The following is a 20,087-nucleotide window of genomic DNA, read 5'->3' on the forward strand; positions in this document are numbered from 1 at the left end:
AGGCAAATATGAATTTGAACGTCATCCTTCTGGGAGGCGATTGCCCCCGCTTGTTCACACTATCGGGGCGCATCGGCCAAACGATGCATCACCTGATGCAAGCAAAAAATCAAGGCATCACATCGCTTGAAAACCCTGCAATCCGTCTTGCCGCACACATCCATTCCTTGCGTGAAATGGGCTTTCACATTGACACTGAAATTGAACCCCACGGAGGAAGCTATCCCGGATATCACGCAAGGTACCATCTGCGGAGTTCCGTTGTTCTAGGCCACAGCAGTGGGGAGCAGAAACAATGATTGCCAACCCCAAGGCCAAAATTGACTCTCTCAGTCCATTTGAACGTCACCTGAAACGCAAACACAGTCTGCCGAACCATTGGCTTCGCACAAACAAAGAACTGCGCGGGGGACATCGCTGATGGCGGCAAAAGGCAAACGGCGCGACGCAGAAGGTCAGTATGTGACGCTTCCTTATGCTCAACTTAAATCAGAAGCATGGCGGTCCCTTTCGGGGGCCGCTGTCAAAGTCTGGTTGGAGCTTCACACGCGGTTCAACGGCGGTAACAACGGTAACGTGCGTCTTTCGATGAATGAAGCAGTCAAGGCGCTGGGCATATCAAAAGGCACCGCACAGCGCGCCTTTATTGAACTGGAGGAAAAGGGGTTCATTGTCCTGCACAAACCCGGCAACTGGTACAACCGGCGCGCCCATGAATGGCGGTTGACAACAAAACGTATGCAAACCGCCAAGGGAGTGGAGGTTGCCACAAACGAATGGCGCTCTTGGCGGGCAAAAACAAAAAGCGGACCACCAGAGTACCCATCACCCGCGCGGATGGGTCCATCAGAAAACCCAAGCCCCGTTTCTGGGTCCACCAAAGAACCCGTCAGCGTCGATTCTGGCCTCCCTCTGGGTGCTCTGGCGGGACACTAATACTAACCACTCTCAGGAAAGGAACACGGTGTGCAACAACCGGCAGTTAGCAAGAAAAGCCAAAGCCCAAAACACCCGAAGACCCTAAACTTGCCTATCGATTTCGGAAAAAAATTGGGTTGGTGGTAATGGGAGGTTATGGATCTGGAAGACCCGCCCACAAGAAAAAGGCAGAAGAATGCCGTTCCCTAGACGTCAATCGGATGCACCGCGAAGGATGCTTGAACCCGGGCTGGATCGGGAATTGGATTTGGTCGCGTGATGGTGAGGAAGTCGCTCGGATTGGCTTTCGCGCTGAGGCAGCGCGCCTAGTCCTGAGTTATCGCATCAGCCAATATGGTGGTGATTGGGAGCCGGTAACTCAGCCGGTGCCGCTTGACCACGCTAGCTGCAACTATGGTGGTCAGCGCCCCTATTTTCTTTGCCCCGGTGTTGTGAGTGGACGGCACTGCAATCGGCGCGTGGTCAAACTTTACTCAGGTGGCAAATACTTCCTCTGTCGCCAATGCTACAACCTCGTCTACACCAGCCAGTCAGAATCGCGGTACGACCGCATGTTGCGCCGCGCAAACAAACTTAGGTGTGCGCTTGGCGGGGAAGCAGGGATGGTAAACCGTATAGCAACCAAGCCCAAAGGTATGTCGCATCGGATGTACCAACGAAAACGAGAAGATATTGAGTGGTTCGAGGGCCAAGCGGACCGAATTTTCATAGCAAAGTTCAAAAGATTCCTGAGCAAAGAGGAACAGGAGTTGTACTTCGACGATCCATGGTTCTAGCATGGACGCTCAAAATCGGTTGATGACTGTTCTGAGTAGCCTTGTGACGTTTTGGAGGCTGACATTGCGCAACTGCGAGAATTGGTTGCGCAAACCATCCTTTCACAAAGCCACACTAAGCGGACTTGCGTTTAGAGAACCTCTATAGCAGCGGAATGCCTAGCATAACTGAAAGCCAAACGATGCCCTTCAATATCAGAAGGCCGATTCCCCAGACAATTACATTGGCCAAGGTTTTTGCACCCTTAGTCTTAACTTCATCTTTGGTCATTTTTATGAAGTCTTTAAGCTCTGCCAAAACCGCCTGAATAACACCAACGCTCTCCGCAACAGCTTCTACGTCAGGCTCGGTCTCATCCGCCTGAGAAACAATAACATTAATATTGACGTTGAGTGTTAGCGATAAGCTATGGGGAACTCTAAATTCTTCAGGAGGTTGATTATGTCCAATCCCACCGTGACTTCGTTCTTCCGAAGCCATCATTAACAATGGCTCTAGATCTTTCGCTAATTCGACCAGTTCACGCCGCGCGGAGACTTCACTTTCAGTCCCCGTAGTAAGATTCGGTTTTTCGCGAGCACGCCTGCGAATTTCATAAAGAGACTGCTCAAATTGGAACTGTTCTGCTAGCGCATCTTCGTCGCGCTTCCGCATAACGGGGTGGTTGTTGCTGGGAGCCCATTCGAATATTCCATCTTGGTTTTGCACAGTCTTCGCTGCTTGTTCAATTGCCTCTTCAGAGGCAATGTCACCAAATTCACCAAACAGTTCATCTGAGGCGTCGTACGGCCCTCCCCAAATGTACTCGTAGTTATAGGGGCTATCCTTATCAATCGCATATGGCATGGAGTTTTGCGGGTCTTCGAACATTCGATTGAACCAGCCAACCATGGTGTCGATTTGCTCTTCCTCGGTTAAGTATTCAAAGCCAAGCCTTGCTGCCGCTCTTTCTTCGTACTCAAGCTGCTCTAAGTCGAATTCTTCTTCATGCTCCAAGCCATAGTCAAAGTCTTGGACTAGGCGGTGTCCGCCTGTATCGGTTTCGCTAAAGTTCTGAACACCAACGGGGTATTCCCATAGACTCCACGATAGTTTGCCCAGGACTTCGTGTTCTACTGTGGCCAGATAGTGTTCTTTTTCACCCATTGGACCTGCGCCGCCTCCGACGTTGTCCCAATCAAGGTCCGAATCTTGGATTTCAAACTGTCTGCCAGACGCTTTATCAACAATTATAGCGGTACCAATACAATACACATTCATGGTCGCAATACCCTTGTCATCATACCATTCAGTTTGAAAATTGGGGGGGTTAATGGGGGACGCATAAAAACAGTTTCATTTTAGGTCTTTGTATTTGCGCCATAAAATGAAAGATTATGGCGGAGACGAAGGGATTCGAACCCTCGAGACGGTTTCCCGCCTACTCCCTTAGCAGGGGAGCGCCTTCGACCACTCGGCCACGTCTCCGCTGGCCGGTATATCCTTGCCTGTCATCCAGATACAAGGCGATTTTCTATGTCTGGAAAATTTTTCTGAATACCGATGATCAAACCCACAAGAAGGAGCGCTGGGGCTACCGGAAGCAGGGGTGCGAAACCCCCGAAATGCTGAAAAACATGCAAAACCTTGCCAACTCCACCTGTTCTGGCGCATATTTGTCTAGTTTTAAGGCTCTAATAACTATTCAGATTTAGCTTTCTGAGGCGACAGATATCGGGCGTGGGGTGTTTGGCACCCTGGTAGGTACCTTTTGGGGGAAGGGGACTTGGGTTTGGCCTGGTTGAAATTGTTTTGTGTTTTCTTGGTTCTAGCGACGCTGCCTGCGTCGGCCATCGCATCAATCGGAAAAGTGCTCAGTGCTAAACCGGGCGCGGATATTATCCGGGCCGGTAAAAAGATACGCTTGCGTGAAGGGATGGATGTTGTTTCAGGCGATACTATTTCGACCGACAGATCAGGCGTGGTTCAATTGGTGTTCGTAGATGAAACCAAGATCGCGGTTGGTCCGAACGCTCGAATGATCCTGGATGTCTCGATGCTGCGAGGCAATAGGAAGGCAAAAAACTTCACCGTGCAGGCGCTGGGCGGCAGTTTCCGTTTCATTTCGGGCAAAAGCAGAAAGCGCGCTTATTCGATCAAAACGCCCGATGCCACCATGGCCGTGCGGGGAACGACATTTGACATGTGGATTACATCCGGCAGCCAAAGCGCGATGCTGGTTATCGAGGGCACCGTTCAGATGTGCGGCCGACGCGGGTCATGCCGGTCGGCAAGCCGACAGTGCAGTCTCTTTGCGACCGGTTCGGGCGGTCAGGTGGGGCGCCCGATAGATCAGGAGCAGTATGACAAAGCGCTAAAAGGTGGTTTCCCCTTCATACGCTCGCAAACGCAACTGCTGCCACCGTTTCGGGTGAGTGCCGAAGGGTGCTCGGGCAGACAGGCTCAGGCCCCAAAGATTGAATCTGAAAGGCCAGAGCGGCGCGAAGCGCGGCGGCAAACGGAACAAGGTCGTTCTGAGGTGTCGGCGGCCCGCGAAAGCGGGCGATCCGAAGCGCCAGACCGGGCCTCAGCCAGCGCCGAAGGGCGTTCTGGGACATCAGCGCGCGCAGGTGTAAGCGCCTCGGGTGAAACGAGAACATCCGTAAACGCATCCAGTGGAAATATCGGTGGATCGGGTGTCAGGGCAACGGCGACGGCAGGTAACGCTTCAGCGATAGCTGGTTGGTAGCATCAGGTTACATATATTTTCATGTTCCCCTGCGCCTGGAAGGTGAACGTGGTGGGTAAGATAAGAGACAAAATTGGGCATCGATTAGTATTCAGGCTTGTGGGCTTGGCGCTGATCCTGATGGGCTGCTTCATTAGGGTCGCGGATCCGTATCCCGTTCAAATGTCCAGATTGATTTACTTCGATATCCTGCAGCGGATTTCACCACGGGCCTACAACCCGGATCTGCCGGTCCGCGTGGTGGATATTGATGAAAGGTCTCTGGCAGAATGGGGCCAATGGCCTTGGCCTCGTACCCTGTTGGGTCAGATGGTCGAACGATTGGGCGAATACGGTGCCGCTGCGATTGCCTTTGATATGCTGTTTGCCGAGCCCGACCGATACTCTCCGATGCGACTGTTGCAAGACCCGACCTTGTCCGGACTATTGCAGGTGGATCAGGCCGCGATCGATCTGGACAATGACGTCAGATTTGGGGACGAAGTTGCGAAATGGCCAGTGGTTCTGGGTGTGGCAGCCCGGCAAACCGATAGCGGTTCGGCCATTGTACCGAAGGCGGGGTTAGTTGAAATCGGAGAGAACCCCGCAGCTGGCCTTGTCAGCGTTGCCCATTGGACCTCTCTGGCACCGCCATTGGGGGAAGAAGCGGCCGGGATCGGGGGTGTTAATGTTTCGCCCCAAGGAAGTTTGGGTGTGGTGCGACGGGTCCCTGTGCTTTGGTCCGGGCCCAACGGTGTATTACCTGCGCTTGGGGTTGAAGCCCTGCGGGTGGCCATGGGCGAATCCGTTTATTTTGCCGAAGGATCGCAGGACGAGATCGGCATCATGCTTGAGGTTGGTCTGGGTGATTTTGTGCTGCCGACCACCGAGAATGGCGAGATTTGGGTGCGTTACAGGCGGGACAATCCTGGCCTCTATCTGTCGGCCGATGATGTCATGCGTAGCGGTAGTGATCCAACGCTTCAGTCAGAGATAGAAGGACGGATCATTCTGGTCGGCACCTCTGCGGCGGGCCTGTTCGATATGCGCGAAACGGCACTGGGTGAATCTGTTCCCGGTGTTTCGATTCACGCCCAGATTATCGAACAGATCATCCTTGGCGATGTGCTGAGCAGATCGGATGTTACCTCTGCACTTGAGCTGCTGGCGTTCGTGATCCTGGGCGTCGTTGTCACAGTGGTCATGTCCAACTATGGGGCGGTCGCTTCTTTTGCTGCAGGCGGTGTTGCCGCATCGGCCGTAATTGCCATCAGTTGGTTGGCGTTCCAGAACCAGTCGGTTCTGTTTGATGCGACCTTCCCTTTGGCCGGAGGTATGGCCAATTTCGGGCTTCTGGCCGGGTACCTCTTTGTTTCGACCGAGCGGGAGAAGCGGGTGATCCGCCAGACTTTCTCGCATTATGTCGCACCGGAAATCCTCGATGAGATGGAGGCCAATGGGCATCAACTGCAATTGGGAGGTGAATCTCAGGAGATCACGGTGATGTTTTCGGACATTCGGGGCTTCACGCCATTGTCCGAGTCTGTATCAGCCACCGATCTGGTGGCCTTGCTGAATGCGCTGTTCTCAGAGATCGGGGATCAGATTCTGGTCGAGCGTGGAACGATCGACAAGTTCATCGGCGATGCGGTTATGGCTTTTTGGAATGCACCGCTGCCCGTGGATGACCACCCGTGCCGCGCTGCCTTGGCCGCGCTGAAGATGCGCGGCGCGCTAGATAAGTTCAACACTTTGCCCATCATGCGCGGGCGTCCTCCCATCGCACTGGCGACAGGCTGCGCAACCGGAGCCGCCTGCGTCGGCAATATCGGCTCGCGGCGCCGGTTCAATTATACAGTAATCGGAGATGTGGTGAATGTGGCAGCGCGGATCGAACAAAACTGCCGACATGTGGATTATGATATTCTGGTCTCAGACTCTATTCGCCGTGTCACCAATTCTGATCTTGCGCTGCTAGAGGCGGGCTTCGTGGATTTGAAAGGCAAAAGCGAGCCAGAGCCTGTTTATGTACTGGTCGGTGATCGGGAAGTTGCAGGCAGTGCATCGTTTCAAAAGCTGCAGACCGCACACATAGGTCTACTAGAGGCGATACGCGCACGGGAGTCACAGACCGTAGTCGCTGGATTGTGCAAGGAATGTGCCAAGCATGCGATGGCGGTTGAGCCAGGTTTGGCATCATTCTATCGCGCGCTACCGGGGCGCATGGCGGATTTCCGATCAGAGGTGCTTCATGCGCGGCCGGTGTTTAGTCATCATCATGGTCTGCGCGAAGGTGCAGAGTAAGTACTTCGCCATATGCTTTGGAAAAGAGAACGGGGCGCTGTTGAAAATCAACTGCGCCCCGCCGGAAGTATCAATCTCGCCCCCTCGAATACCATCTAAAACAACACGGGCTAAAACTTTCGATATATTCGAGATCGACCTTCTGTCCCCATATTTAACGAATTCGGCAGGGTAGACAGTGAAGAAGTTCACATTACCCTGAAATTGTTTAAATTTTTTCTCAACGCCAGTCGAAAAAACCCGGTCCGGCCTGTTTCAGCAGAGAGGCGGCCATCGACTGACCCAGTTTTGCCCCGTCTTCAAGCGCCCCGGTGGCCTCTTCACTGATCGCCTCGGATCCATCCGGGCGCAGAACTTCTCCACGCAGATGCAGTTGGCCATCCTGGACTTGCGCCAAACCGGCGATCGGTGTTTCGCATGAGCCATCCAGCCCGGCCAGAAGGCTGCGTTCAGCCGCAAGGCGCTGGCTTGTTTCAACATGATGAATCGCCGCCAGCATCTCGGCGGTACGGCTATCGTCGCTGCGCCGTTCAATGCCGATGGTGCCCTGCGCAATGGCAGGTAGCATGTCATCAGGTGATATGGCAGTCGCGGGGACGTCTTTCATATCCAAGCGGCGCAATCCGGCCATGGCCAGAAAGGTACAATCGGCCACGCCATCGGCCAGCTTCTTCAGGCGAGTCTGAACATTGCCGCGAAACTCGACCACTTTCAGATCGGGCCGCCGATTCAGCAACTGCGCCCGGCGGCGCAACGATGAAGTCCCGACAACTGCGCCCTCTGGCAGATCGTGAATCGAACTCAGAGTCGGCGAGATAAACGCATCGCGCACATCCTCGCGCGGCAGGAATGTATCCAGCACCAGCCCGTCAGGCTGTTCGACGGGCATGTCCTTGGTCGAATGTACGGCGATGTCGATCTCACCTTTCAGCATCGCCTCTTCGATTTCCTTGGTGAACAGACCCTTGTTGCCAATCTCTTTCAGCGGCCGGTCCGCGTCGATCATGGCGCGGTTGTCACCGGTGGTCTTGATTACCACGATCTCAAACGCGTCCTCAGGCAGGTCGAAAGCGGCGCCAAGTCTCTGACGGGTTTCATAGGCCTGCGCCAGCGCCAGCGGAGATCCACGGGTGCCGATTTTCAGAGGCGATGCGGGGGTAGGCAATATCAGACTCATGTGCACAGCTTTAGTCGCGTCACATTGCCCTGACAATGGGGGCAGAGCTTGACAAATTGCCACTGAGGGCCGACGCGTTGCACCAAACCGGAACACTGGGGGCACGAATGGCCGAGACAAAGAAATTGCTACGGGCGCTGGCGGGGGAAGTGCAGGATGTGCCGCCGATCTGGATGATGCGACAGGCCGGGAGGTATTTGCCTGAATATCGTGCAACGCGCGCGCAGGCCGGAGATTTCCTGTCTCTTTGCTATAACCCCGAGCTTGCCGCCGAAGTCACCCTTCAGCCCATTCGCCGCTACGGCTTTGATGCCGCGATCCTGTTTGCTGATATCCTGCTTGTGCCGCAGGCGCTGGGTGCGGATTTGTGGTTTGTCACCGGCGAAGGTCCTCGCCTTTCGACAATTACACGGCAGTCGGAGTTTGATGCGCTGAAGTCCGTTGATGCAATTCATGAGACGCTTTCTCCGGTGTATGAAACCGTGCGTATTCTTTCGCGTGAGCTTCCTTCTGAGACAACTCTGATCGGATTTGCAGGCGCGCCCTGGACAGTGGCGACCTACATGATCGCCGGACGGGGCACCCCGGATCAGGGGCCAGCCCATGCGCTGCGCGAAGAAAACACTGCGCTGTTCGAGGCGCTGTTGGATCGGATCACGGCCGCGACAATTGAATACCTTTCTGCCCAAATCGAGGCAGGGGCCGAGGTTGTCAAAATATTTGATAGTTGGGCGGGATCATTGAAGGGCGAAGCGTTTCAGAAATACGCCGTAGAACCCTGTCGCGAGATTACTGCCGCCATAAAAGCCCGCCATCCGGGCATTCCCGTGATAGGTTTCCCACGCGAAGCGGATCAGGGTTACATCGGTTTCGCCAAGGCCACCGGTGTGGATTGTGTCGCGCTGGACAATTCTGTGTCGCCCGAATGGGCTGCTGCGAATGTGCAAGTCGATGGGTGTGTGCAGGGCAATTTGGCTTCATCGCATATGGTGACAGGCGGGCAAGCGCTTGTCGATGAGACGCGGCGGATTGTCGAAGCCTTCTCAAAAGGACCGCATATCTTCAATTTGGGTCATGGTATTACGCCAGATGCGGACCCTGAGAACGTTCAATTGATGATCGATACGGTGCGCGGGCGGTAAGCCTGGCGAGGGGGCCAGCCTCCTCTTGGCCTGCGGCCAATTCACCCCCGAGGTATTTTTAGCCAGATGAAGCGGGAGGAAGTTCGTTCAAAATCTCATTTGTATGCTCTCCGCGTTTGGGGCTGGGCCGCGGTTGCCAGTTGTAGGTTGAGAATCTAGGAGCGGCTGCGGCTTGACGTGTTTCGTCGTGGTCGACCCATGTTTGGCGAGCCGAATTCATGGGGTGATCTCGTGCTTCTTGTGGACTTAGGACCGGCGCAACGCAGGCGTCTGTCCCCTGGAATAGCGCCGCCCATTCGTCGCGCGGTTTTCTGGCAAAGACTTCGCTCAACCGTTCCGTCAGGTTGGGCCAAGCGGTCTGGTCGTATTGCTGAGCGAACTCCGCATCATCGCTGAGCCCGAGGATGTCCAGGAAGTGAGCATAGAATTTTGGCTCTAGACACTGAACTGAGATGAAGCCGCCATCTGCGCAGGCGTAGGTTCGGCTCCAATGCGGTCCGTCAAGCAGGCTTTGACCTCGGGTGTCGGACAGGTTGCCGGTTTGGCGCAGGCTCATCAGCAAATTCATCATGTGTGCCGAGCCATCGTAGATGGCGGCGTCCACCACCGTGCCTTTGCCTGTGCTTCGGGCATTCAGAAGCCCGGCGAGCAGACCTGCAACCAGATACATCGCACCACCGCCGATATCCCCGACAAGTGTTGCGGGCGTCAAAGGCGGTTGGCCGGGCAGCGACGCGTAGGATAAAGCCCCTGAAAGGGCGATATAGTTGAGATCATGGCCCGCTGTCTCAGAAAGTGGGCTATGCTGCCCCCAGCCTGTCATTCGGCCATAGACCAGCTTTGGGTTCAGGTAATGACAGTCTTCCGGCCCCAGCCCCAGCTTTTCCATCACGCCGGGGCGAAAACCCTCGATCAGCGCATCAGCCGTTGCGATCAGCCGTTTTGCAACGCTAAGGTCCTGCGGGTTTTTGAGGTCCAGCGCTATTGATCGTTTGCCGCGATCCAGCAGCGAACGTTCAGGCATACCCGGAGTGACGGCGGACCCTTTGCGATGGATGGTGATGACATCGGCGCCCATATCCGCCAGCAGCATGGCCGCGAAGGGGGCTGGGCCCAGCCCTTCGACTTCGATGATGCGTATGCCGTGCAGCATGTCTTCCTCCTGCGGCGCAGGGTTTCTGTTGGGCGGAGCGAATGCAAGCGAAGAATCCCGATCCCGTGCTTTGGTTTGTGCAAACTGGTTGCCTGCATCGATGTTTCAGGGCTAGGTCTTTGTGGTCTGCCGTAGGATTAAAAAGAGGTTGAGAGATGCAGTTAAGCGATACCCGTGAAATTCAGGCGCCGCCTGCCGCCGTTTACGCTGCGTTGCTGGACCCTGAAGTATTGAAAGCCTGCATCAGCGGCGCGCAGGAGATTACCGGTGATCCAACCGAGGGGTATAATGCGACCGTGGTGCAAAAGGTTGGCCCTGTGAAGGCGACTTTCAAAGGCACAGTGACCATGTCCGACATGATTGAGCCCGAACGCCTGACCATCGCAGGTGAGGGCAAGGGGGGCGCTGCAGGCTTTGCCAAGGGAAGCGCTGATGTAACCTTCGCGCCCAGCGAGGCTGGTGGCACCCTTCTGACCTACGAGGTCGAGGCTAAGGTGGGTGGCAAACTGGCTCAGCTGGGCAGCCGCCTGATTGATGGGTTTGCCAAGAAGATGGCCGATCAGTTCTTCGCCAATCTTCAAGAATATTTCGAAGGTCCGCCACCGCAAGAAGACGCTGCCGAAGAAGAGACCAAGTCAGGCTGGCTAGGTCGCCTGACGGGACGAGACTGAACCCTGCGCACACGCGCATGGCACTGTGCGGAATTGGACTGTTCGACGATGGTCCGTCACGATAGGTTGCGGGGTCAGAACGAGGGTACGCATGACGACCATATTGTCGATCCGGGATTTGCGGAAGTCTTATGCCGATGGGTTTGAGGCGCTGAAAGGTGTGTCTCTGGACATTGAAGAAGGTGAGATTCTAGCGCTGTTGGGACCCAATGGGGCGGGTAAAACAACGCTGATCTCGACTGTGTGCGGTATTACCACGCCGACTTCGGGCTCGGTCACCGTAGGTGGCCATGACATCCAGACCGAGTATCGCGCAGCCCGCAAGATGATTGGGCTGGTGCCGCAGGAAATCGCGCTGGAACCGTTCGAGAAGGTCTGGAACACTGTCCGCTTTTCGCGCGGGCTGTTCGGTCATAGCGGAGACAACGCCAGGATCGAGGAAATCCTGCGCAAGCTGTCCCTATGGGACAAACGCCGTAACGCAATCAAGGAACTATCCGGAGGCATGAAGCGACGTGTGCTGATCGCGAAAGCCTTGGCGCATGAGCCAAGGGTGCTGTTTCTGGATGAACCCACCGCCGGCGTAGATGTCGAGCTACGTAAGGACATGTGGGAGATCGTGGCCGAATTGAAGCAGGCTGGTGTCACCATCATCCTGACCACTCACTACATCGAGGAAGCCGAGGCAATCGCCGACCGTGTGGGTGTCATCGACAAGGGTGAGCTTTTGCTCGTGCAGGACAAAGACACATTGATGGCGCAGATGGGCAAAAAGCAGATTGAGGTCATGTTGACCGAGCCCATTTTATCCGTTCCCGACGTTCTGTCCGATCATCAACTGACGCTCAACGGTGCAGGCGATGCGCTGATCTATACTTACGACACCAATGCCGAGCGCACGGGCATCACCACTCTTCTCAATGATGTTGCACAGGCCGGTTTAGTGCTGCGTGATGTGCAGACGCGGCAATCGAGCCTTGAAGAGATTTTCGTCAACCTCGTGTCCGGAGAACCCGCATGAACTGGTCCGCTATTACTGCCATCTACCGGTTTGAAATGGCCCGATTCTTTCGCACACTGGCGCAGAGTTTTTTGTCTCCGGTCCTGTCGACCTCGCTTTATTTCGTGGTGTTTGGCACTGCCATCGGCAGTCGCATTCAAGAGATCGAAGGCGTGTCCTACGGGGCCTTCATTGTGCCGGGTCTGATCATGTTGTCCGTAGTGATGCTATCAATCTCGAACGCGTCCTTTGGCATCTACTTCCCCAAATTCTTGGGTACGATTTATGAGTTACTTTCAGCCCCCATCAATTTCATCGAGATTGTGATTGGCTATGTGGGCGCGGCCGCAACTAAGGCACTGTTTGTAGGTCTTGTCATTCTGGCCACTGCGACGTTCTTTGTGGACATTCGCATTGAACACCCGTTTGCCATGGCGGCTTTCCTGATCCTGTCCTGCCTCAGCTTTTCCTTGCTGGGTTTCATCGTGGGTATCTGGGCGGGTAATTTTGAACAGATGTCGCTTGTCCCCCAGCTTGTTGTGACGCCCCTGATTTTTCTGGGTGGGACGTTTTACTCGATCTCGATGCTACCTCCGCTTTGGCAGACGATCACTCTGTTCAACCCTGTGGTTTATCTGATTTCCGGGTTCCGCTGGTCATTCTATGGTATCGCAGATGTCCCGATATTTTGGAGCCTTCTGGCCATACTGGCCTTCACCGGAATATGCCTCGCGATCATTGGCTGGATCTTCAAAACCGGTTGGCGCATCCGCAGCTAGGGCGTTGCATTTTTGCCCATCAGGTGTGTGAAATTGGTTCACGTCGCGTTTATGGCGCTTCGGGTCTCTTGTTTACGGCTCCGGCGCGCTCTACATCGGCTTCCATGAAACTCAGCCTGCCCTTCATGAAAAAGCCGCCACTTGTGGCCGTTGTTCGCCTGTCCGGTGCCATTGGAATGGCCGGGCGAGGGTCGATGAACGCGACCGCTCTGGCACCGGTGTTGGAGAAAGCCTTTCGCAAGGGCAAGCCCGCTGCGGTCGCGCTGGAGATCAATTCGCCGGGCGGCTCCCCCGTTCAAAGCTCATTGATCGGTGCGCGTATCCAGCGACTGGCGGAAGAGCTTAAGATCCCTGTTTACGCTTTCGTCGAAGACGTGGCGGCTTCGGGTGGATATTGGTTGGCGGTTTCAGCGGATGAGATTTGGGCCGATGACAGTTCGGTTCTGGGGTCGATCGGCGTGATATCGTCGGGATTTGGCGCGCATGTTTTTCTGGCACGTCAGGGCTTTGAACGACGCGTACATACTGCGGGTCAGTCGAAATCAATGCTCGACCCGTTTGCTCCGGAAAAGAAAGAAGACATTGCACGGCTCAAAGTGCTGCTGGGCGATATCCACGAGAATTTCATAACCCATGTGAAATCTCGCCGGGACGGCAAGCTGGACAGCAGCGCTGATCTGTTCAATGGCGAGGTCTGGCTGGCCCGTCGCGCGCAACAGCTGGGCCTGATCGATGGTATTGCCCATCTGAAGCCCAAGATGCAGGAGAAGTTTGGCGACAAAGTCAGGTTCCGCCGCTATGGCCTGCGCAAACCGATCTGGTCGCGCTTCGGCGCTACGCTGGCGCAGGATGCCATAGCCGGTATTGAGGAGCGCGCTGCCTACGCGCGTTTCGGGTTGTAGAGTGATCATCAAAGCAGTCACCTTGTTCCTGATCGCCATGGGCGTTCTGGCGATGTTCGGCAAGCTACGCTTTCCTGGACAGAAACGATTGAGTTCTGCGAAATGTCCGCGTTGTGGGCGGTTTAGGATCGGCAAAGGCCCGTGTCCTTGCGAAGAAGGAGGCCGTGGATGACGGCATGGCTGTTCTCCGGCCTCGGGCTGCTGATCCTGTTGTTGGCAGGCGACGCGCTGGTGCGAGGGGCCGTGAACCTCAGCCTGCGGTTGGGGGTTCCCGCTCTGATCGTCAGCCTGACAATCGTTGCATTCGGAACTTCGGCCCCTGAGCTGCTGATAGCAATCAGCGCCATCAAGGAAAACGCGCCGGGCATTGCGTTGGGTAACGTGGTGGGCTCGAATACAGCGAATATCTTGCTGGTTCTAGGATTGCCCGCGCTTCTGGCGACCTTGCACACAAGCGAGTGCGACAGCCGCAAGAACTACATCTTCATGCTTCTGGCGTCGGTGTTATTTATCGGGTTGGCTTTTTGCGGGGTCTTTAATCTGCTCAGCGGGGCAATTTTGCTGGCTGCGTTGGCTCTGATCCTCGGCAACGCGTTTCGCGAAGCACATGCGCACCGTAAAGCCTGTGGTGAAGCTTGTGCCGATGAGGACGAGCTTGAGGGTCTTGAGGAAGCAGATCCTGACATGCCCTATTGGAAGGTGGCGATCTACCTGATCCTCGGCTTGATCGGCCTGCCAATGGGTGCGCATCTGCTGGTCGAAAATGCGACCGTCATTGCCCGGAACTATGGTGTGAGCGAAACAGTGATCGGCCTTACGCTGATCGCGGTGGGTACGTCCCTGCCGGAACTGTCGACAACCGTCATGGCTGCCCTGAGGCGACAAGCGGATGTGGCACTGGGTAACGTCATCGGATCGAACATGTTCAATCTGCTGGCCATTGTCGGCATTACGACCTTGTTTGGGCGTATTCCCGTCGATCCTGAATTCCTGCGTTTCGATCTGTGGGTGATGCTCGGCGCGTCGCTGTTGTTGGTTCCTTTTGTGTTCTTCAAGAAAGATATCACACGCGTCTGGGGCCTGATCTTGACAGCGCTGTATGTGATCTATGTTGCAAGCCTGTTAGCCTGACCTGACGAGGAGAATGAGCCCATGACCCGAGCATTGGTGACCGGTGCCGGTAAACGCCTTGGTCGTGCCATGGCGCTGTATTTGGCGCAGCGCGGAATGGATGTCGCTGTGCACTATTCCAGTTCGGATCAGGCTGCGCGTGAAACGGTTAATGAGGTTCAGGCGCTGGGCCGAAAGTCAGTTGCCCTGCAGGCCGATCTGCTTGATGAGGGGCAAGTCAGCTCATTGCTGCCGCGTGCAGCTGAGGCGCTGGGTGGTCCGATCACCTGTCTGGTCAACAATGCATCGATATTTGAGTATGACAATATTCACACAGCTACCCGCCAAAGCTGGGATCGGCATCTCGACAGCAACCTGCGCGCACCATTCGTACTGACCCAAGCCATGGCCGAGCAGGGGTTGCAGCCGGAGCTTGATGATCAGGGAGAGCCTCTGGCGATTGGGCTGATCGTGAACATGGTGGATATGCGGGTGCGTAAACTGACGCCTGAGTTCATGTCATACACGATTGCCAAGATGGGGTTGTGGGCCTTGACCCGGACTGCAGCGCAGGCTCTGACACCCGCAATCCGTGTGAACGCGATCGGCCCCGGTCCAACGCTACAGGGTCATCGCCAAAGTGATGCCCATTTTAGCGCTCAGCGGCAGAACACGATTCTGGAGCGCGGCGCGAACCCGTCGGATATCACTGCTGCGCTGGGATACTTTCTGGACGCACATGCCGTTACGGGGCAGCTTCTTTGCGTCGATGGTGGGCAACATTTGGGTTGGCAAACACCCGATGTTCTTGGTGTAGAATAAGTAAATCTGCTGCAAGTTTTGCACTGCTCTCGTTCCTGTTATCTGAACGTTACAAAAATGTCTTAATTTTCATACACTTGTCTCAGATCAACAAATTTATCGTTTAAAAACAACACCATAATTTCCTGCCTATTTTTTGTGCAGATCAACGAATAGGCAAGGATTCAAGGGAAAATCACGATGCCCCTAAAGTTATCTGCACAGTTATCCACAGAAGTCGTGGATTTGTTTTCTCTTGATCTGAAGCGCACAAGATTGCAGCCATGGTCAGAGAATCATATCTCAGACTCATGACCGCTAGCACTGATTCCGAATCGTCGACCCAAGCCAACGGCTATGCCTGCATTCAGCGTTATGTGAAAACGCTGGACAGCTCGCCGGGTGTGTATCGGATGTTGGATGGGGACAGCCGAGTTCTTTACGTAGGTAAAGCGCGAAACCTGAAGGCGAGGGTATCGAACTACACGCGCCCGGGGCACTCGGGTCGGATCGAGAAAATGATCGCCGCAACTGCCTCGATGATGTTTCTGACCACTCGGACCGAGACCGAGGCGCTGCTGCTGGAACAGAACCTGATCAAGCAGCTCAAGCCCAAATACAACGTATTGTTGCGGGATGACAAAAGCTTCCCGAATATTCTGGTCGCCAAGGATCATGCTTTTCCGCAGATCAAAAAGCACCGAGGGGCAAAGAAAGAAAAGGGGGCTTATTTCGGCCCCTTCGCCAGTGCAGGCGCGGTGAACAGGACGCTGAACCAGCTGCAAAAGGCGTTCCTGCTGCGGAACTGTTCGGATTCCATGTTCGATAGCCGGACCCGGCCGTGCTTGCTCTATCAGATCAAGCGATGTTCTGGGCCGTGCGTCGGACTGATCTCGGAAGCCGATTACCGTGAAAGCGTCAAGGATGCGGAACGGTTCCTGTCAGGCCGATCCACCAAGGTGCAGGAAGATCTCGCCCAGCAGATGATGGCTGCCTCCGAGGCGATGGAGTTCGAACGCGCCGCCGGTTTGCGCGACCGTATCCGGGCGCTAACGCAGGTGCAGACGTCTCAGGGCATCAACCCGCGCGGCGTGGCCGAGGCTGACGTCATTGGCCTCTACATGGACAGCGGTCAAGCCTGCGTTCAGGTGTTCTTCATCCGGGCCAACCAGAACTGGGGTAACCGCGATTTCTATCCGCGCGTCGGCCCGGATGTGTCACAGGCTGAGGCGATGGAAGCGTTCCTGGGCCAGTTCTATGACAACAAGGAACCACCCCGGCAGTTGATCCTGTCTGATGCAATCGAGAATGCCGATCTGATGCAGGAGGCATTGTCCGAAAAAGCTGGACGCAAGGTGGAAATCCTGGTGCCCCAACGCGGTGAAAAGCAGGAACTGATCGCCGGTGCCTTGCGCAACGCACGTGAATCGCTGGCCCGGCGGATGTCGGAAAGTGCCACGCAGGCCAAATTGCTGCGCGGCGTGGCCGAGGCCTTTGATCTGGACGGGCCGCCCAACCGGATCGAAGTTTACGACAACTCTCACATTCAAGGCACCAACGCCGTGGGTGGCATGATCGTCGCGGGCCCAGAGGGGTTCATGAAAAACGCCTATCGCAAGTTCAACATCCGCGGCGATGATCTAACCCCCGGCGATGACTTCGGCATGATGAAAGAGGTCCTGACCCGCCGTTTTACGCGCCTGCAAAAGGAAGATCCGGATCGGGACAAAGGGCATTGGCCCGATCTGCTGCTGATCGACGGTGGTGCAGGGCAGGTGAGCGTCGTGAATGAGATCATGGCCCAGCACGGGGTCGAGGATATCCCGATGGTCGGTGTCGCTAAGGGTGTCGATCGCGATCACGGCAAGGAAGAATTCCACCGCATCGGGCAGCGCCCTTTTGCGCTGAAACGCAACGATCCCGTATTGTACTTTATCCAGCGCATGCGGGATGAGGCGCATCGCTTTGCCATCGGCACCCATCGCGCGAAACGCGCCAAGGCGGTTGGTGCAACGCCACTGGACGAAATCCCCGGCGTCGGGGCCGCGCGCAAACGCGCCCTGCTGACTCATTTCGGCAGCGCCAAAGCGGTGAGCCGAGCCAATTTGGCGGATCTTAAAGCCGTCGAGGGGATTTCAGCCGGGTTGGCGCAGAAGGTCTATGACTTCTTCCATGACAAGGGCTAGGCTTTTCGCCCCCGCCAAAGGATATAGAGGCCCGACGCCACGATGAGGCCGCAGCCAATCCACATGGTCTGATCCAATCGCTCGCCAAACATCACCACGCCCAAGCCGATACCGAACAACAGCCGCGAATAGCGAAACGGCGTCACAGATGAGACCTCGCCGGTGCGCATCGCCTTCATCAGCGCGGCATAGGCCATGACTCCCATCACAATCGCCCCGCCCATGTGCAGGCTGACATTAGGCGTCAGAGTTTGCAGCGATGTTCCTTCCCAGAATCGATAAGCCAAACCCGCGACAATGATGCAGAGGAAGCCATAGAACCCCAGAACCTCAGTGCCCAGTGTTGCGGGCGCGGCGCGGCTGGCCAGATCGCGCCCCGCAAAGCCGAGCATCCCCAGCACGGCAAGGATTGACAGGGCCGAGAAGCTGTCTCCGGTCGGTTGGATGATGATCACAACGCCAACAAGACCGATCAAAATGGCGCTCCATCGCCGCCAGCCGACGGATTCACCAAAGAACAACGCGGCCCCTGCGACGACAACCAGTGGTGTGGCCTGAAGGATCACCGTAGCCGAGGACAGTGGCGTCAAAGCGATCGCCAATACATAGAAAAGCCGTCCAAGGATCTCGAAGACCACACGTACCTTCATCGGGCGCGACAACACGTCGGGCTGGAACAGACGCGTGCTACGTACTGTGGCAACCGCTGCGTAGATTACTGCACCGCCCGCACCGAAGAGAACAAGCACTTGCCAGATCGGGATCGACGCCGAAGCCGCCTTAAGCAGCGCATCCTCCAGCGCGAAAAGTGCCATTGCGGCGACCATCCAGGCGCTGCCGATCAGATTTGACCGGGGATCGGTTTGAATATGCGGTGTCATGTCAGCTCTGGGGTGTTGTCTGGTTGGCCAGCCGACAATCTGACGCCAAAGCAATCAAGTGCCAAGATGAAACCTGTAATGTGACCACCGCTGCGACGCTTTGACTTTTAAGACAGCAAACGCTTGTGCTGGGTCAGTTTTTTAAGACCCTGTCTTTTCTGTCTTGAACCGGCGATGTAGGGTCCAAGCCATGAAATGGAACCTGCCGAATATTCTGACTGTACTGCGCCTTGTGGCGGCCCCCGGTCTCGCCGTGATGTTTCTGTATTTCACCCGTCCCTATGCGGATTGGTTTGCTTTGATTCTGTTCCTGTCAGCGGCGATCACCGATTGGTTCGACGGGTATCTGGCGCGCGCCTGGAAACAGGAAACGAAGATTGGCGCCATGCTGGATCCCATTGCCGACAAGGCAATGGTGGTAATCGCGCTGATGATATTGGTGGGCTATTCGACTGAACACTGGACACCATGGCTGGTCCTGCCCGCGACAGTGATCCTGTTTCGCGAAGTCTTTGTCTCAGGCTTGCGAGAGTATCTGGGCGATGTGGCCGGAACCCTGAAGGTCACCAAGCTGGCCAAGTGGAAAACGACGGCACAGATGGTAGCGATCGCGATCCTGTTCTCGCAGGGGATATTCGAGCACCATTTTGTGATGGCCACGTTTGGCATGGATGCGACAACCATTGATCAGGTTCTGGCAGGGCAGGTCGAGGACCTGAACAACATCCGCTGGCATCTTGAGGCCATGTTCTGGTCAGGTCGTATCGGGCTATGGCTGCTCTGGATTGCCGCGACGCTGACATTGATCACGGGCTATGACTACCTACGTAAAGCCATGCCCCACCTGAAGGAGAGCTAACCGATGAACGTGCTGTATTTCGCCTGGGTGCGCGAACGCATCGGACTGCCGAAAGAGAAGATTGAAACTGAAGCCGCAACAGTCAGCGATTTGGTCGCGGAACTGAGCGCGCGTGAGGATCGCTATGCTGCTGCCTTTGCCGATCTGTCGGCCTTGCGCGTGGCGCTGGACCAAGAGCTTTCGGATTTTGACGCCCCGCTGACCGGTGTGCGCGAGGTTGCGTTCTTTCCGCCCATGACGGGTGGCTAGAATGCGGATCGTCGTGCAGGAGGCCCCGTTCGATCTGGGGGCCGAAGCCAACGCTTTTGCCGCCGGGGACGATACCAACGGGGCCATCGTGACCTTCACAGGCGTTGTGCGCGATCTGGCTTCGGGCGATCTGGATGTGATGGAGATCGAGCACTATCCTGGCATGACCGAACGCGCCCTAACCAAGATCGCGGAAGAGGCGCAAGCCCGTTGGTCACTGGGCAACGTTCTGGTGATCCACCGCCACGGAAGGCTTGCTCCGGGTGACCGTATCATGATGGTGGCCACCGCCGCACCGCACCGCAAAGATGCGTTTGAGGCGGCGGAATATCTGATGGATTACCTTAAGTCTCGCGCGCCATTCTGGAAGAAGGAAATCACCACGTCCGGAGCAGAATGGGTGGCTGCTAAGGACGAGGATGAAGACGCGCTGACCCGCTGGTAGGGTGC

General features: G+C 55.8%; 19 protein-coding genes and 1 tRNA gene. 15 read left to right on the forward strand and 5 right to left on the reverse strand.

Annotated elements, in window-relative coordinates; all coding sequences use genetic code 11:
* The first annotated feature begins 8 nt into the window (after window positions 1-8).
* Together ACR0A1_RS15140 and ACR0A1_RS15145 are read left to right on the forward strand one after the other, a co-directional pair.
* Window positions 9-299, forward strand: a complete 291-nt coding sequence (locus ACR0A1_RS15140; RefSeq protein ID WP_480868215.1) for a winged helix domain-containing protein — start codon at window positions 9-11, stop codon at window positions 297-299.
* 121 nt (window positions 300-420) lie between these two features.
* Complete coding sequence (locus tag ACR0A1_RS15145; RefSeq protein WP_480868217.1) at window positions 421-936, forward strand: helix-turn-helix domain-containing protein; 516 nt, start codon at window positions 421-423, stop codon at window positions 934-936.
* A 921-nt stretch (window positions 937-1,857) separates the two neighbouring features.
* On the opposite strand, the gene ACR0A1_RS15150 is transcribed toward ACR0A1_RS15145, so the two are convergent.
* Together ACR0A1_RS15150 and ACR0A1_RS15155 are read right to left on the reverse strand one after the other, a co-directional pair.
* The gene (locus ACR0A1_RS15150; RefSeq protein WP_480868219.1) at window positions 1,858-2,976 is read right to left on the reverse strand and encodes a hypothetical protein; all 1,119 of its coding nucleotides are present in this window, start codon (window positions 2,974-2,976) and stop codon (window positions 1,858-1,860) included.
* A gap of 117 nt (window positions 2,977-3,093) precedes the next feature.
* Window positions 3,094-3,183: transfer RNA gene (locus tag ACR0A1_RS15155), tRNA-Ser, on the reverse strand.
* Between the two features lie 304 nt (window positions 3,184-3,487).
* On the opposite strand from ACR0A1_RS15155, the gene ACR0A1_RS15160 reads away from it, so the two are divergent.
* Both ACR0A1_RS15160 and ACR0A1_RS15165 read left to right on the forward strand, forming a co-directional pair.
* A complete protein-coding gene (locus ACR0A1_RS15160) occupies window positions 3,488-4,444 on the forward strand; it encodes a FecR family protein (RefSeq protein ID WP_480615339.1) in 957 nt (318 codons plus the stop codon).
* Window positions 4,445-4,465: 21 nt separating this feature from the next.
* Window positions 4,466-6,727 carry an adenylate/guanylate cyclase domain-containing protein gene (locus tag ACR0A1_RS15165; RefSeq protein ID WP_170566150.1) on the forward strand — a complete coding sequence of 754 codons (2,262 nt, stop codon included), beginning with the start codon at window positions 4,466-4,468 and terminating at the stop codon, window positions 6,725-6,727.
* Between the two features lie 220 nt (window positions 6,728-6,947).
* Here the strand turns inward: ACR0A1_RS15165 and hemC are convergent, their stop codons facing one another.
* Entirely contained in the window at window positions 6,948-7,904 is a 957-nt protein-coding gene (gene hemC, locus ACR0A1_RS15170) for a hydroxymethylbilane synthase (RefSeq protein WP_170636667.1), read from the reverse strand.
* A 107-nt stretch (window positions 7,905-8,011) separates the two neighbouring features.
* Here hemC and hemE point away from each other — a divergent pair, with 107 nt between their 5' ends.
* Window positions 8,012-9,046, forward strand: a complete 1,035-nt coding sequence (gene hemE / locus ACR0A1_RS15175; protein WP_480868221.1) for a uroporphyrinogen decarboxylase — start codon at window positions 8,012-8,014, stop codon at window positions 9,044-9,046.
* Between the two features lie 58 nt (window positions 9,047-9,104).
* Here hemE and ACR0A1_RS15180 read toward each other — a convergent pair whose 3' ends face one another.
* Window positions 9,105-10,199, reverse strand: coding sequence for a CaiB/BaiF CoA transferase family protein (locus ACR0A1_RS15180; RefSeq protein ID WP_480868223.1), 1,095 nt, complete (start codon window positions 10,197-10,199; stop codon window positions 9,105-9,107).
* A gap of 155 nt (window positions 10,200-10,354) precedes the next feature.
* Here ACR0A1_RS15180 and ACR0A1_RS15185 point away from each other — a divergent pair, with 155 nt between their 5' ends.
* The 7 genes from ACR0A1_RS15185 to uvrC all read left to right on the forward strand — a co-directional run bounded on the left by ACR0A1_RS15185 (window position 10,355) and on the right by uvrC (window position 17,648).
* The gene (locus ACR0A1_RS15185) at window positions 10,355-10,870 is read left to right on the forward strand and encodes an SRPBCC family protein (RefSeq protein WP_170395597.1); all 516 of its coding nucleotides are present in this window, start codon (window positions 10,355-10,357) and stop codon (window positions 10,868-10,870) included.
* 91 nt (window positions 10,871-10,961) lie between these two features.
* Window positions 10,962-11,891: an ABC transporter ATP-binding protein gene (locus tag ACR0A1_RS15190; RefSeq protein WP_170395599.1), complete on the forward strand. Its 930-nt coding sequence runs from the start codon at window positions 10,962-10,964 to the stop codon at window positions 11,889-11,891.
* Window positions 11,888-12,649, forward strand: coding sequence for an ABC transporter permease (locus tag ACR0A1_RS15195; protein WP_170395601.1), 762 nt, complete (start codon window positions 11,888-11,890; stop codon window positions 12,647-12,649). The genes ACR0A1_RS15190 and ACR0A1_RS15195 overlap by 4 nt, the downstream gene beginning before the upstream one ends.
* A 104-nt stretch (window positions 12,650-12,753) precedes the next feature.
* Window positions 12,754-13,551 carry a S49 family peptidase gene (locus ACR0A1_RS15200; RefSeq protein ID WP_170423599.1) on the forward strand — a complete coding sequence of 266 codons (798 nt, stop codon included), beginning with the start codon at window positions 12,754-12,756 and terminating at the stop codon, window positions 13,549-13,551.
* A 168-nt stretch (window positions 13,552-13,719) separates the two neighbouring features.
* Window positions 13,720-14,682, forward strand: a complete 963-nt coding sequence (locus ACR0A1_RS15205) for a calcium/sodium antiporter (protein ID WP_170395605.1) — start codon at window positions 13,720-13,722, stop codon at window positions 14,680-14,682.
* A gap of 21 nt (window positions 14,683-14,703) precedes the next feature.
* Entirely contained in the window at window positions 14,704-15,483 is a 780-nt protein-coding gene (locus tag ACR0A1_RS15210; RefSeq protein ID WP_480868226.1) for an SDR family oxidoreductase, read from the forward strand.
* Window positions 15,484-15,773: 290 nt separating this feature from the next.
* Entirely contained in the window at window positions 15,774-17,648 is a 1,875-nt protein-coding gene (gene uvrC / locus ACR0A1_RS15215) for an excinuclease ABC subunit UvrC (RefSeq protein WP_480868228.1), read from the forward strand.
* Here the strand turns inward: uvrC and ACR0A1_RS15220 are convergent.
* The gene (locus tag ACR0A1_RS15220; RefSeq protein ID WP_223117503.1) at window positions 17,645-18,529 is read right to left on the reverse strand and encodes a DMT family transporter; all 885 of its coding nucleotides are present in this window, start codon (window positions 18,527-18,529) and stop codon (window positions 17,645-17,647) included. The genes uvrC and ACR0A1_RS15220 overlap by 4 nt on opposite strands.
* Window positions 18,530-18,719: 190 nt before the next feature.
* On the opposite strand from ACR0A1_RS15220, the gene pgsA reads away from it, so the two are divergent.
* Genes pgsA through ACR0A1_RS15235 form a run of 3 tightly spaced genes read left to right on the forward strand, consistent with a single transcriptional unit; the run spans window position 18,720 to window position 20,082 of the window.
* On the forward strand, window positions 18,720-19,388 hold the full coding sequence (gene pgsA, locus ACR0A1_RS15225; protein ID WP_170395613.1) for a CDP-diacylglycerol--glycerol-3-phosphate 3-phosphatidyltransferase: 669 nt from the start codon (window positions 18,720-18,722) through the stop codon (window positions 19,386-19,388).
* A 3-nt stretch (window positions 19,389-19,391) separates the two neighbouring features.
* A complete protein-coding gene (gene moaD / locus ACR0A1_RS15230) occupies window positions 19,392-19,637 on the forward strand; it encodes a molybdopterin converting factor subunit 1 (protein ID WP_170395615.1) in 246 nt (81 codons plus the stop codon).
* Between the two features lies 1 nt (window position 19,638).
* Window positions 19,639-20,082 carry a molybdopterin synthase catalytic subunit gene (locus ACR0A1_RS15235; protein WP_170395617.1) on the forward strand — a complete coding sequence of 148 codons (444 nt, stop codon included), beginning with the start codon at window positions 19,639-19,641 and terminating at the stop codon, window positions 20,080-20,082.
* Window positions 20,083-20,087: the final 5 nt, after the last annotated feature.

Source organism: Ruegeria sp. D6, assembly GCF_056534365.1.

What these genes read in the sequence shown, in the direction of transcription:
- uvrC (WP_480868228.1), top strand. Translation starts at nt 15,774, where the DNA reads ATGACCGCTAGCACTGATTCCGAATCGTCGACCCAAGCCAACGGCTAT.
- ACR0A1_RS15205 (WP_170395605.1), top strand. Translation starts at nt 13,720, where the DNA reads ATGACGGCATGGCTGTTCTCCGGCCTCGGGCTGCTGATCCTGTTGTTG.
- ACR0A1_RS15210 (WP_480868226.1), top strand. Translation starts at nt 14,704, where the DNA reads ATGACCCGAGCATTGGTGACCGGTGCCGGTAAACGCCTTGGTCGTGCC.
- moaD (WP_170395615.1), top strand. Translation starts at nt 19,392, where the DNA reads ATGAACGTGCTGTATTTCGCCTGGGTGCGCGAACGCATCGGACTGCCG.
- ACR0A1_RS15200 (WP_170423599.1), top strand. Translation starts at nt 12,754, where the DNA reads ATGAAACTCAGCCTGCCCTTCATGAAAAAGCCGCCACTTGTGGCCGTT.
- ACR0A1_RS15140 (WP_480868215.1), top strand. Translation starts at nt 9, where the DNA reads ATGAATTTGAACGTCATCCTTCTGGGAGGCGATTGCCCCCGCTTGTTC.
- ACR0A1_RS15190 (WP_170395599.1), top strand. Translation starts at nt 10,962, where the DNA reads ATGACGACCATATTGTCGATCCGGGATTTGCGGAAGTCTTATGCCGAT.
- ACR0A1_RS15185 (WP_170395597.1), top strand. Translation starts at nt 10,355, where the DNA reads ATGCAGTTAAGCGATACCCGTGAAATTCAGGCGCCGCCTGCCGCCGTT.
- ACR0A1_RS15150 (WP_480868219.1), bottom strand. Translation starts at nt 2,976, where the DNA reads ATGAATGTGTATTGTATTGGTACCGCTATAATTGTTGATAAAGCGTCT.
- ACR0A1_RS15180 (WP_480868223.1), bottom strand. Translation starts at nt 10,199, where the DNA reads ATGCTGCACGGCATACGCATCATCGAAGTCGAAGGGCTGGGCCCAGCC.
- ACR0A1_RS15235 (WP_170395617.1), top strand. Translation starts at nt 19,639, where the DNA reads ATGCGGATCGTCGTGCAGGAGGCCCCGTTCGATCTGGGGGCCGAAGCC.
- pgsA (WP_170395613.1), top strand. Translation starts at nt 18,720, where the DNA reads ATGAAATGGAACCTGCCGAATATTCTGACTGTACTGCGCCTTGTGGCG.
- hemE (WP_480868221.1), top strand. Translation starts at nt 8,012, where the DNA reads ATGGCCGAGACAAAGAAATTGCTACGGGCGCTGGCGGGGGAAGTGCAG.
- ACR0A1_RS15195 (WP_170395601.1), top strand. Translation starts at nt 11,888, where the DNA reads ATGAACTGGTCCGCTATTACTGCCATCTACCGGTTTGAAATGGCCCGA.
- ACR0A1_RS15145 (WP_480868217.1), top strand. Translation starts at nt 421, where the DNA reads ATGGCGGCAAAAGGCAAACGGCGCGACGCAGAAGGTCAGTATGTGACG.
- hemC (WP_170636667.1), bottom strand. Translation starts at nt 7,904, where the DNA reads ATGAGTCTGATATTGCCTACCCCCGCATCGCCTCTGAAAATCGGCACC.
- ACR0A1_RS15165 (WP_170566150.1), top strand. Translation starts at nt 4,466, where the DNA reads ATGTTCCCCTGCGCCTGGAAGGTGAACGTGGTGGGTAAGATAAGAGAC.
- ACR0A1_RS15220 (WP_223117503.1), bottom strand. Translation starts at nt 18,529, where the DNA reads ATGACACCGCATATTCAAACCGATCCCCGGTCAAATCTGATCGGCAGC.